At 43.6% G+C, this 15,224-nt stretch carries 19 protein-coding genes; 17 read left to right on the top strand and 2 right to left on the bottom strand.

Annotated elements, in window-relative coordinates; all coding sequences use genetic code 11:
* Positions 1-6 precede the first annotated feature (6 nt).
* The 9 genes from plsY (at position 7) to spoIVA (ending at position 6,357) form a co-directional block, all read left to right on the top strand.
* Complete coding sequence (gene plsY, locus NQ117_RS04710) at positions 7-621, top strand: glycerol-3-phosphate 1-O-acyltransferase PlsY (RefSeq protein ID WP_258276831.1); 615 nt, start codon at positions 7-9, stop codon at positions 619-621.
* On the top strand, positions 611-1,633 hold the full coding sequence (locus NQ117_RS04705; RefSeq protein ID WP_258276830.1) for an NAD(P)H-dependent glycerol-3-phosphate dehydrogenase: 1,023 nt from the start codon (positions 611-613) through the stop codon (positions 1,631-1,633). The genes plsY and NQ117_RS04705 overlap by 11 nt, the downstream gene beginning before the upstream one ends.
* Before the next feature lie 96 nt (positions 1,634-1,729).
* On the top strand, positions 1,730-2,008 hold the full coding sequence (locus NQ117_RS04700; protein ID WP_258276829.1) for a stage VI sporulation protein F: 279 nt from the start codon (positions 1,730-1,732) through the stop codon (positions 2,006-2,008).
* A gap of 114 nt (positions 2,009-2,122) precedes the next feature.
* A complete protein-coding gene (locus tag NQ117_RS04695; protein WP_258276828.1) occupies positions 2,123-2,302 on the top strand; it encodes a DUF2768 family protein in 180 nt (59 codons plus the stop codon).
* Positions 2,303-2,315: 13 nt separating this feature from the next.
* On the top strand, positions 2,316-2,618 hold the full coding sequence (locus NQ117_RS04690; RefSeq protein ID WP_258276827.1) for a 2Fe-2S iron-sulfur cluster-binding protein: 303 nt from the start codon (positions 2,316-2,318) through the stop codon (positions 2,616-2,618).
* Positions 2,619-2,640: 22 nt separating this feature from the next.
* Positions 2,641-3,264, top strand: a complete 624-nt coding sequence (locus NQ117_RS04685; protein WP_258276826.1) for a nucleotidyltransferase family protein — start codon at positions 2,641-2,643, stop codon at positions 3,262-3,264.
* Positions 3,265-3,328: 64 nt separating this feature from the next.
* Positions 3,329-3,694, top strand: coding sequence for a 2Fe-2S iron-sulfur cluster-binding protein (locus NQ117_RS04680; protein WP_258276825.1), 366 nt, complete (start codon positions 3,329-3,331; stop codon positions 3,692-3,694).
* A 19-nt stretch (positions 3,695-3,713) separates the two neighbouring features.
* Positions 3,714-4,445 carry a hypothetical protein gene (locus tag NQ117_RS04675; RefSeq protein WP_258276824.1) on the top strand — a complete coding sequence of 244 codons (732 nt, stop codon included), beginning with the start codon at positions 3,714-3,716 and terminating at the stop codon, positions 4,443-4,445.
* Between the two features lie 433 nt (positions 4,446-4,878).
* Entirely contained in the window at positions 4,879-6,357 is a 1,479-nt protein-coding gene (spoIVA, locus tag NQ117_RS04670; protein ID WP_258276823.1) for a stage IV sporulation protein A, read from the top strand.
* 156 nt (positions 6,358-6,513) lie between these two features.
* Here spoIVA and NQ117_RS04665 read toward each other — a convergent pair whose 3' ends face one another.
* Together NQ117_RS04665 and NQ117_RS04660 are read right to left on the bottom strand one after the other, a co-directional pair.
* Entirely contained in the window at positions 6,514-6,864 is a 351-nt protein-coding gene (locus NQ117_RS04665; protein ID WP_258276822.1) for an MFS transporter, read from the bottom strand.
* Positions 6,865-6,970: 106 nt separating this feature from the next.
* A complete protein-coding gene (locus tag NQ117_RS04660; RefSeq protein WP_258276821.1) occupies positions 6,971-8,017 on the bottom strand; it encodes an ArsR/SmtB family transcription factor in 1,047 nt (348 codons plus the stop codon).
* 503 nt (positions 8,018-8,520) lie between these two features.
* Between NQ117_RS04660 and NQ117_RS04655 the strand changes: the two genes are divergently transcribed.
* The 8 genes from NQ117_RS04655 to NQ117_RS04620 all read left to right on the top strand — a co-directional run bounded on the left by NQ117_RS04655 (position 8,521) and on the right by NQ117_RS04620 (position 15,138).
* A complete protein-coding gene (locus tag NQ117_RS04655; protein ID WP_258276820.1) occupies positions 8,521-8,802 on the top strand; it encodes a hypothetical protein in 282 nt (93 codons plus the stop codon).
* A 187-nt stretch (positions 8,803-8,989) separates the two neighbouring features.
* Complete coding sequence (locus NQ117_RS04650) at positions 8,990-10,129, top strand: sugar ABC transporter substrate-binding protein (protein WP_258276819.1); 1,140 nt, start codon at positions 8,990-8,992, stop codon at positions 10,127-10,129.
* 132 nt (positions 10,130-10,261) lie between these two features.
* Positions 10,262-11,755, top strand: a complete 1,494-nt coding sequence (locus NQ117_RS04645) for a sugar ABC transporter ATP-binding protein (protein WP_258278171.1) — start codon at positions 10,262-10,264, stop codon at positions 11,753-11,755.
* A 14-nt stretch (positions 11,756-11,769) separates the two neighbouring features.
* A complete protein-coding gene (locus NQ117_RS04640) occupies positions 11,770-12,777 on the top strand; it encodes an ABC transporter permease (RefSeq protein WP_258278170.1) in 1,008 nt (335 codons plus the stop codon).
* A 180-nt stretch (positions 12,778-12,957) separates the two neighbouring features.
* Positions 12,958-13,230 (top strand): HU family DNA-binding protein, encoded by a 273-nt coding sequence (locus tag NQ117_RS04635; RefSeq protein WP_144988771.1) that lies wholly within the window; start codon positions 12,958-12,960, stop codon positions 13,228-13,230.
* Between the two features lie 89 nt (positions 13,231-13,319).
* The gene (mtrB, locus tag NQ117_RS04630) at positions 13,320-13,541 is read left to right on the top strand and encodes a trp RNA-binding attenuation protein MtrB (RefSeq protein ID WP_375163019.1); all 222 of its coding nucleotides are present in this window, start codon (positions 13,320-13,322) and stop codon (positions 13,539-13,541) included.
* Between the two features lie 115 nt (positions 13,542-13,656).
* Positions 13,657-14,223 (top strand): hypothetical protein, encoded by a 567-nt coding sequence (locus NQ117_RS04625; RefSeq protein ID WP_258276818.1) that lies wholly within the window; start codon positions 13,657-13,659, stop codon positions 14,221-14,223.
* 84 nt (positions 14,224-14,307) lie between these two features.
* The gene (locus tag NQ117_RS04620) at positions 14,308-15,138 is read left to right on the top strand and encodes a heptaprenyl diphosphate synthase component 1 (RefSeq protein ID WP_258276817.1); all 831 of its coding nucleotides are present in this window, start codon (positions 14,308-14,310) and stop codon (positions 15,136-15,138) included.
* Positions 15,139-15,224: the final 86 nt, after the last annotated feature.

Genomic DNA, 15,224 nt, shown 5'->3' with positions numbered 1-15,224 from the left:
TCTAAGTTGACGTTACCCATACTTTCTATAATCGGCAGCTATTTGATTGGCTCAGTTAGTTTCAGCGTGCTGTTTGCCAAATGGCTTCGTGGTATTGATATTCGGCACCATGGCAGCGGCAACGCTGGTGCGACCAATACGTTGCGTGTATTAGGGAAAGGTCCTGCTATCTGCGTATTACTGCTCGATGCATTAAAAGGTATTGCTGCTGTTTTGTTGGGCTACCTTGTATCGGATGACTCATGGGTAGCTGTAGTTTGTGGAATCGCAGCTATTGCCGGCCACAACTGGCCGATCTTTTTCCGTTTTCGTGGTGGGAAGGGAATCGCTACTACGATTGGGGTTCTCGCCGTGTTGGCATTTTGGGCAGCACTATCAGCGTCTGTGCTCGCGATATTGACCATCGTATGGAAAAAGTACGTATCCCTTGGTTCGCTAGTATTTGCATTTTTGACACCAGTGTTTATTTGGTTATATCAATACGACAGTAGTATCTTCTTAGGCAGCGTGTTACTTTGTCTCTTTGCTTTCTTCGCTCATCGCAATAATATTGTGAAGCTGATGAAGGGCACAGAGAATCGTCTCGGGGCCAATAAGGGAGGAGAAGCACGTGTCCGTTAAAAAGGTTGCTGTATTTGTAGCTGGGAGTTGGGGAACAGCGTTATGCCAAGTATTGGCTGACAATCAACATGAAGTAGTCGTCTGGACGCGCAGCGAACAGCAAGCTGTTGAAATGAATGAACGGCACACGAATCAAAAGTATTTGCCAAATGCAATCTTGAGTTCTGCTATCCGGGCAACAACTTCCATCGAGGATGCGATGAATGGCGCATATGCATGTGTAATTGTGGCCCCATCGGCAGCATTGCGCGGTGTAGCAGCACAAATGAAGCAGCATTGGCAGCAGGATATGTTCATCGTACATGCCGTTAAGGGATTTGAAACGGAAACACTTGCAAGAATGTCCGAGGTGCTTAATGACGAACTTCAATGTGGTGAAGAACGCATTGCTGTGTTATCTGGTCCAAGCCACGCGGAAGAAGTAATTAGTCAATGCCCAACAACAGTCGTTATCGCTTCAGCGTCACTGGAAACGGCTGCGATGGCACAAGATTTATTTATGAATGATTCTTATTTCCGTGTCTATACGAACTCAGATATAGTTGGTGTAGAACTGGCTGGTGCGCTAAAGAACATTATAGCATTGGGTGCGGGGCTCTCAGATGGTCTTAAATTCGGTGATAATGGCAAAGCAGCGCTCATTACGCGTGGACTAGCTGAAATTGTTCGCCTAGGAACAGCTATGGGGGCCAATCCATTAACGTTTGCTGGCTTAGCAGGTGTTGGTGACTTAGTTGTGACTTGTACAAGTCAACATAGTCGGAATTGGCGTGCTGGCTCCATGATTGGTCAAGGAATGCCTATTGATGAAGTCCTTGAGCAGATGGGCATGGTTGTGGAAGGTATTCGTACAACGAAGGCTGCTTATATATTGGCTGAGAAGCACGATGTACAAATGCCAATCACAGAGCAGTTATATCGAGTTCTGTTCGAACAACTTGACCCTAAGACAGCTGTAGAGAAGTTAATGGGCCGTGTCCGGAAAAATGAGATTGAAGATATCTCGTTCTAAATGGACATGATTTCAATTGGACATGGTAACGAGCCTCACCTTCGTGCTTGCTCTTTCATACACTATGAAGAGTTCAGTTGAGGAGGGACAAGTGACATGTCGAAGGGGAAAGTTCCTAAAGATGCACTCCAAGCAATTAATAAGAAGATTAGCAAACCTATCTCAGAAAATCAGATCAAAAACGTGGCGAGTACTGTAACTTCAGAAACGATGCAGAGTGAGGCTCAGCTTCGACAGCTCATTAAGCAGGTCGCTATGATGGCGAATGTGCCCGTTACGGAGTCAACGGTGAATGAGATTGTAACTACCGTGAAAAAGAGCGGGATAAATGGAGGCAGTCTAGAGTCACTGATGAAACTGATGATGAAGAAATAGGCTGCAGCTAATCGTAAAGACGACATGTTGGTTAATTCAACCAATATGTCGTCTTTTGTTTCTTTATGACGGATGTTATAATAGGTTCAGTTTGGAAGAATGGGAGACGTTGGCATGGATGGTTTAACGAAGATGTGGGTTTCTTTTATCGGAATTGGTCTCATGGCTTTATCAGCAATCCTCGTTGTGTTTGCCCGATCCAAGACTCGTGGATGGATTAAGGCAATATTAACGTTAGTCGCATTTGTCATACTCTTGCTTGGAATGTTATACAGCTTTATTTCAATTGTATAGGGGCTCAGTACATATGGGAGAACTTAAATTAAGGGGTCGAACAAAAGAAGGACAAGCCGATATCATTGTAGGCAAAACGTTGCTGCAGTCAGCAATTGAACTTCAATTGGACTGGCAATATAGATGTGAACGAGGAACGTGTGCACAGTGCCGCTGTCTGGTTGAGGAAGGGCATCTCCAATTGAACGAAATAACAGATGCTGAGTGGGATCGAATGGACGAAGATGAGCTGCGAGTAGGTTACCGATTAGCATGTCAGGCTAAAGTGTTAGAAGCTAATACGACAATAACAGCGAAGTTTGCACCATATTACTAATGAAATTGTGACGGGGTTTACTATGCATCAACAAATGACAGAAACGATGGCTCATGCGATTGAGTGGCTTGCAAGTCAATCGCATGAATCATCGAAATGGATAATAGGTGGCAGTTGCAGCCTATTGTTACAAGGAGTGGAGCTACTGGCTCCGCCAAATGATATTGATGTATTCGCCGATCAAGGCGATGCAGAGCTGCTGCATCAATTATGGCGGAGCAAATCTACGGATGACGCGGCTTGGAATGAGACAGAAATGTACCGCTCGTTGCTAAGTCATTATGAGATATATCGTTGTTCTGTAGAGCTTGTTGGACAATTCAATGTAAGGAATGAATGGTGCAGCTACCAGATGGAAGTTAGCACGGGTTTGTGGCAGTATGCGCCACCTGCGATAGTTGGAGCACAATCCATTAGATTGACACCACTCATACATGAACTGCTTTTTAATATGCTAAGGGGAAGAATAGAGCGTGTAGATGCAATTGCAGCGGCAATCCGATGCAATCCCCAGCAGCATGAAGAGGTTTTGTCATATGTATTATCTAGATGTCAGCCATCCTCTAGCGCATATATAAACATTCAACGTGTATTACCTGAATTATGCCTAGAAGCGTATGAAGTTAACGTACACAGCAATGATTAAGTGAGTAATTCTACAATGTGTTGTTGGAACAACTCTCCCAGCATCCACATAAAGGAGGTGCTGCATGAGCGTTAGCATTCAGTTTGAACCTGATGGCAAACATATTGAAATGAAGCAAGGAATGAGTGTGTTGGAGGCTGCGCGCAAAGCACGTGTTTCCATTCGGACTCGTTGTGAAGGCAAAGCAGGCTGTTTGCAATGCAAAGTAACAATAGAAGCTGATGAGGGGCTAATTCAATCCCCCACTGAGGCGGAACAGCGCAAGATGGGTTTTTTCTCAACTTGTGGAGAGCGATTAGCCTGTCAGGCTCGTATTATTGGATCTGGCTCTTCAAATGGTAAAGTGATCGTTCATGTACCAGAAGATCCTTTAAAGGCGGCAGTTCGTAAACGACTGTTGGAGCAACAAGAGGAAGACCGTCTATGGTAGGCGGGGGAGGAGAGGCGGATTGAGTCGTACTAAATTCGTAGTCAGCATCATTCTCGTTGTATGTTTGCTCTTGCAAGGATGTATGTACCCGAATGAGCTTCGGAAAGAGAATCAAGCTTCTGCTAAAGATGGAATTTTGCTCGTTCAGAATGCAGTTGACGAATATCAGAAACAAAATTCATTACTTCCCATTGTTACTGCTGACCAATCTGTGCCGAGATACGAGAAATTCAAGATCAATTTTGAAGTTTTGCTGGCCAATGAAGTGCTCGGTACAATTCCTGCGAATGCATTTGAGAGCGGTGGGACTGGGGTTTACCTAATCGTTAACGAAGAGAAAAAACCTACGGTTCGTCTAATGCATCTTCCTACAGCTCAAAGGGTAAATGATCTGCAGCGAGCCGTTACGATGTATCGAGAGAAGAATGCAGGGCAACTGCCAAGCAAAGAACAATTATATCCTGGATTTTTCGAAATATCACTAGAGAAGATAGGTGCTCGCCCTGTCGATGTTAGGAGTCCCTACAGTGGTGATACCCTCACTTTTATTATGGATGAGCAAGGAAATGTGTATGCTGATTATGCTCCAGACATCATGAAGGCTGTTGAGAAATCGGGCAAGAAACCTGCTGACCAAACAGATGATATTCAGGAGTTGCTCGTAACGGAAGGTTTGTTTGTGCCTGTAAAATCTCCTGTTTATGAATGGAGAGACAACGCACCTTGGCCCAAGAAAAGCGTTGGCTCATGAGTGAAGTCTAGTCAATCCTATAGCAAATAGAAGCAAGTGCAGCTAAGAGGCTGCACTTGCTTTTTTAATTTATACGTTTTCTCATACAGAAATACATAATGGTTGTCATATATTTGAACAAAAAGCATATACCTGTGTAGGAAGGCGTCGCTCTGCTGAAGAGCCCCTCATAGTTATTTACTAACATTGTGAGCAGCGATAGTAAAAAAAGTGTGGCTGATCGTCATATTTATGGCGTTCTATCATATGATGTTACTAGTCCAAAGCATGTACAGGTTGCATCGCTTGCTCATTGCTGCATATGAACCGGGCGGCGAACACTGGCGACAACGGCAATAGCTCAATTCCAGCAACGGTGCTAATTGTTTCTGAAGGGCGGAAGGCGGACGCTGCCTTCATGTCCGTCGGGAATTATTTGAGGAGGGGATATCAATTGGAGAAAGTAGACATTTTTAAGGACATTGCCGAGCGTACCGGCGGGGATATTTACCTCGGGGTCGTTGGTGCGGTCCGCACGGGTAAATCAACATTTATAAAACGTTTCATGGAAACGGTCGTGCTGCCGAATATTACGAACGAATCCGATCGCATTCGTGCAGTGGATGAACTTCCACAAAGTGCGGCTGGTAAGACGATTATGACAACAGAGCCTAAGTTCGTTCCGAACAATGCGGTTCAGATTAAAGTTACAGATGGTCTAGAAGTGAATATAAGGTTGGTAGACTGTGTAGGTTATGCAGTGGAAGGTGCAAAAGGATACGAGGATGAAAGTGGTCCGCGTATGATTAATACGCCGTGGTTTGAAGACCCGATTCCGTTCCAGGAAGCGGCGGAAATAGGAACTCGTAAGGTGATACAGGAACACTCAACGTTGGGTGTAGTAGTGACAACAGATGGAACGATCGCAGAAATACCACGTCACTCCTATGTGGAGTCAGAAGAACGCGTCATTAATGAGTTGAAGGAAGTCGGCAAGCCATTTGTGCTGATTATCAACTCGACGAAACCGCGTAGTGAAGAAACGCAGGCGCTTCGTAATGAATTGCATGCGAAGTACGATATACCTGTGTTGGCGCTTAGTGCTGCTACGATGGGTGAAGATGATGTTATTGGCGTATTGCGCGAAGTACTGTACGAGTTCCCTGTGCATGAAGTAAATGTGAACTTGCCTAGCTGGGTAATGGTACTGAATGAGCAGCACTGGCTTCGTTCCAGCTATGAGAGTTCAGTCCGTGATACGGTGAAAGATATTCGCCGCTTACGCGATGTAGATCGCATCGTTCAACAGTTCACCGAATACGACTTTATCGCACGTGCCGGATTGAGTGGCATGGATATGGGGCAAGGTGTTGCTGAGATCGATTTGTATGCTCCAGATGAGCTGTACGATCAAATTCTAATGGAAGTGGTCGGCGTCGAAATTCGCGGCAAAGATCATTTGCTTCAACTCATGCAGCAGTTTGCTCATGCGAAGAAAGAATTTGATCGCTTCGAAGAGGCGTTAGAAATGGTGAAGACAACAGGCTATGGTATTGCGGCGCCTACTCTCGCTGAAATGGCTCTTGATGAGCCTGAACTCATCCGTCAAGGCTCTCGCTTTGGTGTTCGATTGAAGGCAACTGCTCCGTCGATACATATGATACGTGTCGATGTGGAATCAGAGTTTGCTCCGATTATTGGTACGGAGAGACAGAGTGAGGAACTTATGCGTTATCTAATGCAGGACTTCGAGAATGATCCTACGAAGATTTGGGAGTCCGACATATTTGGCCGTTCGCTTCATTCGATTGTGCGTGAAGGCATTCAAGGCAAGATTGCTATGATGCCGGATAATGCGCGTTACAAGCTGCAGGAGACGCTCGGTCGCATAATTAACGAAGGATCTGGTGGTTTGATAGCTATCATATTATAACCTCGTTAACGATTCATGTTCTAAATAAGTAACCCCCTTCATATGGAAGATAGCTCATTCGAGAGCCTCCATAAAAGAAGGGGGTGTTTGTTTATGACAAAAACAATTTTTTCATGTGTTCGCTTGTCTCAACGGACTTCGATAGAAGTTTTCTCATCAAGATTGTGCCAGCTTGTTTTGCTCCATGGCCATCGAGAGTGGACGAGAGTCGGCTTGCAATTTAGCGATACGATAAGCCACTGCAATCGCAGGCAGGAATACGAGACATCCTGTTCCTATAAACAAGTAGTTGATTGACACTGCTGGATACAGTTGACCGATTATAAGTGACATAAGCAGCATAGGTCCCATCCAAGCCAATTGAATGAACGTACTCACTCGTCCTTGATAGTCTATTTCAACATGTGTTTGTATTAGTGATGCGGTTGTTATGTTGTATGATACGATGCCAGTAAAAAAGATAACAGTTGCTGCGACGGTGATAATAACACTTGGAATAATGGTCATTCCTGCTAATCCGATTGCTAGTAGGAAGGTTTATATCGTTATAAAATATAACTTTCGATTAATATCGAATATAAATTCGAAAGAATAACACAGCGCTGAAGCTGTGTTATTCGGTTAGCAGCTGCGTTAAATGCTGAAGCACTTCTGCGATACGTTCTTTATCTGCATGGTAATACACTTTATTTTCCTGGCGGATAGCTTTTACAATTCCTGTCGTCGTTAATGCGTTGAGATGATGAGAAATTGTAGAGTTAGTAAGGCTTAGTTCTTTAGCAAGTTCATGTCCATACCGCGGTGCGCGGTTCAATAGTTGAATAATATGAATCCGCTTCTCATCTGCCAGTACCTTTAGAGAGTCACCAATTTGCTGATGAATGATATCGTGTTTGCTTATCATGTCCAGTCGATTGATGCCTAGCAAGCATATAAATCCTTCATCGCTATCATACATGAATGCTGCTGTGTTCATAAAATAAGAGGGAAGTACATGAATCGGAAGATCGTTCATTGTGACATGGACGATTTCTGTTCTTAAAGCCTTGTTCAGCTGCTTAACACCGTTCTCTTGAATAAGTTTATTAAGCTGCAGCAAACTTTGATCTAATCGTGCAGTAAGCTCATCTTCCCAGAACTTGAAAACATGCTCATAGAAACCGTTTAGCAGTTCTAGATATTTGATCTTCATGCGTTCAGGATCTGCATAGAAATAGAGCATTTTCCAACGTTCTTTTTCTGGTAATGACGTTTGTTCTAACCGTTCTAGTATATTGCTCTTAGTGAGTTCGGAAACGGTAGAGATTTCCGGATCTAAGCTGTAGTTCAAGAAATGAAGGAAGAGCTCGTTGGACGGCAATTGCTCTATCCATTGTAAAAGACTTTCAATGGACATGTTGTTTTGAATAATAGTAGGCAGTACAGATACGCCACAGGCATTATCTTGATGGAAAAACAATTGAATTTGTTCCAAAGTCTCCTTTGGAAGCTTTTGCTGTGCTTCGTGAATATATTGGTTGAGTTGATTATCTTGGTGTAGTTGCATGGATGGATGCTGCGGAACCAATTGGTCATGATTTGCGAGTCGAAACATTGCTGCCAATAGTTCAACGGTAATGGAGCTGCTTGTATTTAATGGGAACGATGTGTGGTTATTCACCAAGTTCGAATCTCCTTTTAGATAATTATCGAATATTGATACACATTACAATATAATGGCATTCCATGGAGCGGTCAAGTGTTTATTCGTACTGACTTTTTACGTGAAGATGTATTCCATATTAGGTTCGTATCTGACTTTCGATAAATGCCGAATATCATTTCAGATTAGAGTATAATGTGATGGTAGTTCTTGCGACTGTCAAATGCTCAAATCGCACAGATTCTGTTTGTGTTGATTTCTTGTGGCTAAATAGTGTGCTAAGAGCAGTGATGGGAAGCACACGTTTTTTTGAGTTTAAAATACTGGATTTAAAGTGATTGATCATAGTGTCACCTCTATTCGTTATTGATCTAATATCTTTTTCGATAACCATGATAATTAACTTAATGGGAATTCCTGTATCTGTCAAGTGGCTTTCATGAAGTTTAAATAAGAAAATGGTATACTCATAGTAAGTCCCTAATTGTGGGGAGTAGGATAAGAAGAGTGAGGGATTTGTGATGAGTATGCAAAATGAAGTACATATTGTGTCAGCGAAGATGAAAACAGATGAGGAAGGTGCATACCTTGGAACGGTTGTTTTCAAGCTTGAAGGCTACCAGCACCCGTATGAGTTGACGTTGTATAGCAAAAGGGGAAAAGATTGGGATTATAGTCTTCATTATACTTCAGATAGTGGTGGAGAAGAAGAGATGTTGAAGTTGGATGAACGATTGGAAGCAGATGACGATTTGTTCGATACGCTATTGGAGGCGGCACAACAAGCAGGCGAAACAATATAATTATAACTCAAGGGTTGCTTACCGTTTAGAGGGTAAGCACCCTTTTTTTATGCGATTATGAATGAAAAATAACGAAATACCTTAAAACCGATTTACATACTAGGGAATAGCGTATATATTATTGTCTAATAGTTGTGCGGTAAATGTTGGTTATAAGCACGCTAATTATACAAAAGGGGATGTTGAGATGGGAAAAGCGTTGGAACGAGGACGTAAGTGGGGAATGCTCACTGTAATTCTATGTTTCTCTATCATTTTATCTGCATGTGGGATTAAGTCAGCAGGGCAGACGACAGGCGGCAGTGAAGCTGGAACGACACAAACAACTACATCAGCAAATAATCAAGAAGAAAAGAAAGCTGATAATGATAAAGACCTTAAAGGCAAGCGTATTGCGCTCGTTATGGAATTAAATACAGGGACATTCTCGCAGCAATATGCTGAAGGCGTTAAGGAAGAAGTTGAGCGATTCGGTGGGGAGCTTACAACTTTTGTTGCTGAACGAGACAAGTCTAAAATGGCTACCTACGTAAATATGGCTGTGAATCAAAAGTTTGATGGCATTTTAACGGATCACGGCACACCAGAAGCATTGACAAAAGGGATTAAAAAGGCACAGGAAAATAATATTCCTGTTGTTGCCTTCGATGCCCTATTAGATATTCCAGGTGTAACGGTCCTCGAACAAGGGGATGAGAAAATGGCTGAGTTGACATTGGAGCAGTTGGCAGAAGATGCGGGTGGAAAAGGAAACATCGTAAAGATCTGGGTAGCTGGCTTTGCTCCAATGGAACGCCGTCAGACGGCGTATGCAGCTTTCCAAAAAAAGTATCCGGACATTAAAGAAATTGCCGCATTTGGTGCCGCATCCAGTAGTACAGCACTGGATACGCAGGCTAAGATGGAGGCTATCTTGAAGCAGTATCCTAATAAGGGTGACATTACGGCAGTTTGGGCTGCCTGGGATGAATTTGCTAAAGGTGCTTCACGAGCGATCAAGCAAGCAGGACGTGATGAAATCAAAGTGTATGGCATTGATATGAGTGATGAGGATTTGCAAATGCTTCAAGATCCTACTAGCGCTTGGATTGCCACGGCAGCTGTTGATCCGAAAGACATTGGCCGCGTACAAGTTCGCTATTTATATCAAAAGTTGTACGGTGAACAAACCGAAGATCGTGTTGTCCTTGAACCGATATTTGTAAAGCGTGATGATTTGCCAAAAGACAAGCAGGTATCAACTAATGAACTTGGACAGTATGTACAAGGGTGGAGTGGCAGCAAGCAAGGTGAGAAAGAATGGATGAAATCGTACACATACAAATAAGTTCCAACATACAGCAAAGGTGGGGCTTATATGACGCTATCAACACAATGCGCAACAGAATCTTCTCCCACTGTTGCATATAAGGAGCTAAGCAGCGAGTGCGATAGGGACATCCCTCGCTCCTTATTACGCATGGTGGGCATAAAAAAGAGTTTTAATGGGATACCGACACTAAAGCAGGTTGATTTTGAAGCTTACAGTGGTGAGATCCATGCATTATTGGGGGCAAATGGGGCTGGCAAGAGTACGCTTATGAATGTGCTCTCTGGCGCCTATCCTTCTGATGCAGGCCAGATCGAGCTCCATGGCATGAAACTGCAAATTGAGGAGCCGAAAGACGCACGCAGTGTGGGAATTTACTGTGTCTATCAAGAAGTGGATACAGCCCTTATCCCACAATTAACAGTCGCAGAAAATATTACGCTGGATCAAATGGCGAAAGACACAGCTTCGTGGTGGGTCAGTCCTGCACAACAGCATCGGCAGGCGGCTGTTGCATGTGCTAAGCTCGGGGTCGAGCTGCCGCTAACGAAGCTTGTATCAGAGCTTTCATTGGCAGAGAAGCAGATGGTTCTCATTGCAAGGACACTTGTGGAGCAGGCCAAAGTGGTTATATTTGATGAACCTACAGCACCACTTAGTCAGGAAGAGGCTGCACGTCTATTTGCTGTTATGCAGCTAATGAAAGAACAAGGGCTGGTCGTCATTTTTATATCCCATCGTTTGCCTGAGGTATTTGCCATTTGCGATCGCATTACTGTTATGAGGGATGGGGTAAGGGTTCATACGGATCATGTTGCGAGGTTATCAATTCAGGATGTTGTCGGTCATATGCTTGGACGCTCGCTTGCAGAGCAGGTGGCGAAGGAAGTTGTACCGATAGGAGAAGTCGTGCTGGAAGCGAAAAATCTCGTGTCTGGTAATAGAGTTCGTGGTGTTGATCTTGCGGTCCGTAAAGGTGAGATAGTGGCTGTGGTTGGTATCGTTGGTGCGGGGAAGACAGAGACAACAAGATTGCTGACAGGGGTAGACCAGACTGAACAGGGTTCCATTTCTATCAAAGGACAATCCGTTCGATTTAAGGAGCCTGCAGATGCAATCGCCAGAGGAATTGTACTCGTACCCGAAGAGCGACGCAAACAAGGGCTTATTGTGCATGAATCGGTGGAAACCAATTTAAGTCTTCCTGTATTAAACCGACTATCTAGCTGGAGCGGGTGGATCAACGGTAAAAAAGAGCGTCTAATTGCTGCAGAAATAGTCGAAAAACTTCGAATTAAAACAGCATCTGTACAGACACTGGTTCAATATTTGAGTGGTGGTAATCAACAAAAGATAGCAATCGGAAAATGGTTGAAATCCCGCGCGGAAGTATACGTATTTGATGAGCCTACTAAAGGTGTTGATGTCGGTGCCAAAGAGGATATATTCCAAATTATTGGTGGATTAGCGAAGCAGGGACATGCCATTCTGTACTTTACTTGCGAATTTGCAGAGGCGATAGGGATTGCAGATCGTATTCTTGTGATGTGTGACGGTAAGATTGTTCAAGAATTTGATCGAGAAGCCGCTACCCAAGAACAGCTCTTGTTCTACGCTAGCGCCGGCAAAGAAGGGGAGCTATAAGTATGGAAGCAGGTATCAAACATAAACTGTTGCACTTTTTATTCCGCTATGGAGCGATTTTTGTAGTCATTGGCGTGTTTGTTTATTTTTCGCTGCGGCTGGATAATTTTTTGACGGCATCTAATATTGGGGATATTATGGCGTCCATTTCAATCGTCACCTTTATTGCGTTGGGGGTTACTTTTTCGCTTATTGTGGATGGATTTGATTTGTCAGTAGGATCCACGGTTTCGCTTACGACCGTCGTAACTGCATCGATGATGGTTTGGTATGAGATGCCGATGATCGTCGTAATCGGAGTGCCGCTCTTAATTGGTGCATTAGTAGGCTTGCTGAACGCATTATTTATTATTAAATTTCGTATTCCCGATCTATTAGCGACGTTAGCGGTAATGTACATTATTGCAGGTATTCACAAGACTTATACGAAAGGTTACTCTATTAATGACCATATGCTATTTCCTGACGGTTCCAAAGCGCCAGGAGTCATTTCAACTTCATTCCAGACGATTGGTCAAGGAGAGTTCTATATTGGCAGCTTTACAATCCCTATTCCCGTACTTTTCATGCTGTTGGCCATTGTGGCAGCACATTTACTATTACGCTATACTCGCTTCGGCAGACAGCTGTACATGACTGGTGGAAATCGTGAGGCAGCGCGTTTATCGGGCATTCGAGTCAATCGGATTCGGACACTAGCGTATGTCATATCAGGGGTTTGCGCTGCAATTGGTGGTATTTTATTCACATCAAGAGTAGGCACAGGGGAAATTGATGCTGGCGCACCACTTTTGATGGAGGCGGTTGCGGCGGTATTTGTTGGCTTCTCTGTTTTTGGAGCGGGGAAGCCGAATGTATTTGGAACCTTTGTTGGTGCATTGCTTATAGGTGTGTTAGTCAACGGATTGACGATGATGAACTTACAATACTACACACATGATATTATTAAAGGGACTGTTCTCGTGTTGGCTCTTTCGATTACGTTTTATGTTGTCAATCGAGGACGCTCTACTTCATCGTAAATTGTAAGATTGCTGTCACATCGCTACTTGCAATTGATCAGATGGTATATTACTATAAATTTGTTCCAAATGCACTATTACATGCTAAGGGACTTCGTATAGGATATACTCATGTATATTTTTATAGGAACTAGTGTAAACAATGGATAACCACATACTTGAATCGGGAGGTGAGCATACATGAACAAGTCCGAATTGATTACGGAAGTCGTTGAGTCAACTGAACTTTCGAAGAAAGATGTAACAAAAGTTGTAGACGCAGTATTCGAAGCGATTTCTACTGCTCTGCAAGAGGGCGATAAGGTTCAGTTGGTAGGCTTCGGTAACTTCGAGGTTCGTGAGCGTTCCGCTCGTAAGGGCCGTAATCCGCAAACGGGTGAAGAGATCGAGATTCCTGCTAGCAAGATTCCTGCGTTCAAACCAGGCAAAGCGTTGAAGGAAGGCATCAAATAAGCTTTTACATAGGAATGTCTTTGCTCAGCCGTGACGAATGTCACGGCTTACTTTTATGTGTTACACTTATTCAATAAGGAGGGATTAACGTGGACCAAACGGATTTTATTGTTATTAAGGCGAAAGAACAAGGGGTACAGGTTATCGGATTGACGAGAGGACAAGATACGAAATTTCATCACACTGAAAAATTAGATAAGAATGAGGTTCTCATTGCACAATTCACGGATCATACATCCGCAATTAAAATTCGCGGAAAGGCCATGATTATGAGCAAGCACGGTACGGTTCATACGGATAAAGACGAATAAGGCAGGCATAGCCTGCTTTTTTTCATTATAGAATGAGGTATGGACATAAGTTCGTCCGTCGACACTGGGAGTATATCTTGCGATGACTTGGTGAAAGGCGAAAGGGTGTATGAGGTTGCGTAGATGGCAAAAGGCACTCCGAATAACGATGTTGCACGTATTGTGCGTCATTACAGTAGTTTATGTTCTAGGGATTCTTTCCTCAGAGCGCAGCTTGCATGGCGATGAGCTGAGAGTAACACCAGTAATGAGTGCAGTTAGTCCCATCACGCATATAAAGGATGATAGGCTTGTAGATACGCTGCTAACTTTGCCTACTCAATTACCTATTAGTCGTGTGCAATGGAATAAATCGGGCGTACTTTCGCTGGACATCCGGGTTGCTTCCAGTATTCATCATCCAAGAATTATTTATGAAGAATTGTATCGTTGGCTTCACTTCAGTTTCTATGAGACGGACAATGTTAACCGCTTGGAACTAAGAGTAGTTATTGAAAATAAAGAGCGCGGCCAAAAACAAATCCTTCTCGCACTGGATACACTTCGCAATCAAGTAACCGAATCCATTTTGAATGAGTTCGTCCGGAATGGACATCCTCCTTCTGTCCAAGCGATCAGAGCCATGCGATTGAGTTATACTACACTGTGGACTGAACAATTTGGAGTGCGGGCAAAGCTATAAAAAATATCACCGTCTTACTGACAATATGTTATAATAATCAAGATCACGACATCCAAATGGATGAATGCATTCGGAGGCACGAGGATGAAAGGATATGCTATTCCGCAAGAAGTAAAGCGTTATGTCGCACATGACATGATTCAGGCGCACACGAAGCTGCCATCGTTCGCGAATGAGCGGATAGCTTTGCTGTACGCCTTTTTGAAGCGGAACGAAGACCATCAGCAGATTACGGAACGTATGGCAGCTGTGACGCTGCTTGTACAGCTTGGAATTGATACGCACAATACGGTTGAGTATGCGTCCAGTTCCACAAGTGATCGAAATATGCGCTCTCGACAGCTCAAAGTGCTGGCAGGAGACTATTTTAGCAGTCGCTTTTATCAAATGTTAGCCGAAGCAGGGCAAATTGAAGCGATTCAGCTGCTCAGCAGAGCAGTTTGTGAAGTTAATCGCTTGAAGATGACCGTAGCTGCTAGCGTGCGTGATGGTTCTATGAATCACAGCCGCTATTATGAGCACGCTGTGAAAATAAAACAGTGTTTGTTCCACGCTTTTAATGAATGGCTCAATCGTACTGATGTAGAATTATACGAGCAACTGCTTGATCTAATTAGTGAACGAGAAGTAATTCAAGATGAGTTAGAGATTGTGAAGCAGCATACTGTGGATTCTCATAGTTGGACGTACTGGTTAGTTATGGAACATGCCTCATCCTCCCAGCACAGTCGTTGGCAACATGAAGCAATCATGCAGCAAGAGTGGGACGAATTGCTGAGCCAATGCAAGCCAGAAGTGATCTTGCAAGAGAGAATGAAGTCTGTTGAAGAGCGGTTGTCAACCATATTAGGTACAAACGTGAGCGATACGCAGTCTTCTTTTGTAGAATCAATTGTTTCTGAACTTGCGATATAGGTTTGTGTTTGCGTACAAGCTGCAGCTCAACGCCGTTAAGTGACGAATCAGTTATAAAATAGGCGATGAAAGGACTAGGTGACGTG

The organism is Paenibacillus sp. SC116 (genome assembly GCF_024733555.1).
In the GTDB taxonomy this organism is placed as follows: Bacteria; Bacillota; Bacilli; order Paenibacillales; family Paenibacillaceae; genus Paenibacillus_B.
The sequence above is the reverse complement of the archived record's forward strand: the minus strand, read 5'-3'. Positions and strand labels throughout refer to the sequence as shown.

Coding starts and splice junctions, on each gene's coding strand:
- NQ117_RS04700 (WP_258276829.1), top strand. CDS start 1,730: ATGTCGAAGGGGAAAGTTCCTAAAGATGCACTCCAAGCAATTAATAAG.
- NQ117_RS04695 (WP_258276828.1), top strand. CDS start 2,123: ATGGATGGTTTAACGAAGATGTGGGTTTCTTTTATCGGAATTGGTCTC.
- NQ117_RS04690 (WP_258276827.1), top strand. CDS start 2,316: ATGGGAGAACTTAAATTAAGGGGTCGAACAAAAGAAGGACAAGCCGAT.
- NQ117_RS04685 (WP_258276826.1), top strand. CDS start 2,641: ATGCATCAACAAATGACAGAAACGATGGCTCATGCGATTGAGTGGCTT.
- NQ117_RS04680 (WP_258276825.1), top strand. CDS start 3,329: ATGAGCGTTAGCATTCAGTTTGAACCTGATGGCAAACATATTGAAATG.
- NQ117_RS04665 (WP_258276822.1), bottom strand. CDS start 6,864: ATGACCATTATTCCAAGTGTTATTATCACCGTCGCAGCAACTGTTATC.
- NQ117_RS04655 (WP_258276820.1), top strand. CDS start 8,521: ATGAGTATGCAAAATGAAGTACATATTGTGTCAGCGAAGATGAAAACA.
- NQ117_RS04650 (WP_258276819.1), top strand. CDS start 8,990: ATGGGAAAAGCGTTGGAACGAGGACGTAAGTGGGGAATGCTCACTGTA.
- NQ117_RS04645 (WP_258278171.1), top strand. CDS start 10,262: ATGGTGGGCATAAAAAAGAGTTTTAATGGGATACCGACACTAAAGCAG.
- NQ117_RS04635 (WP_144988771.1), top strand. CDS start 12,958: ATGAACAAGTCCGAATTGATTACGGAAGTCGTTGAGTCAACTGAACTT.
- NQ117_RS04620 (WP_258276817.1), top strand. CDS start 14,308: ATGAAAGGATATGCTATTCCGCAAGAAGTAAAGCGTTATGTCGCACAT.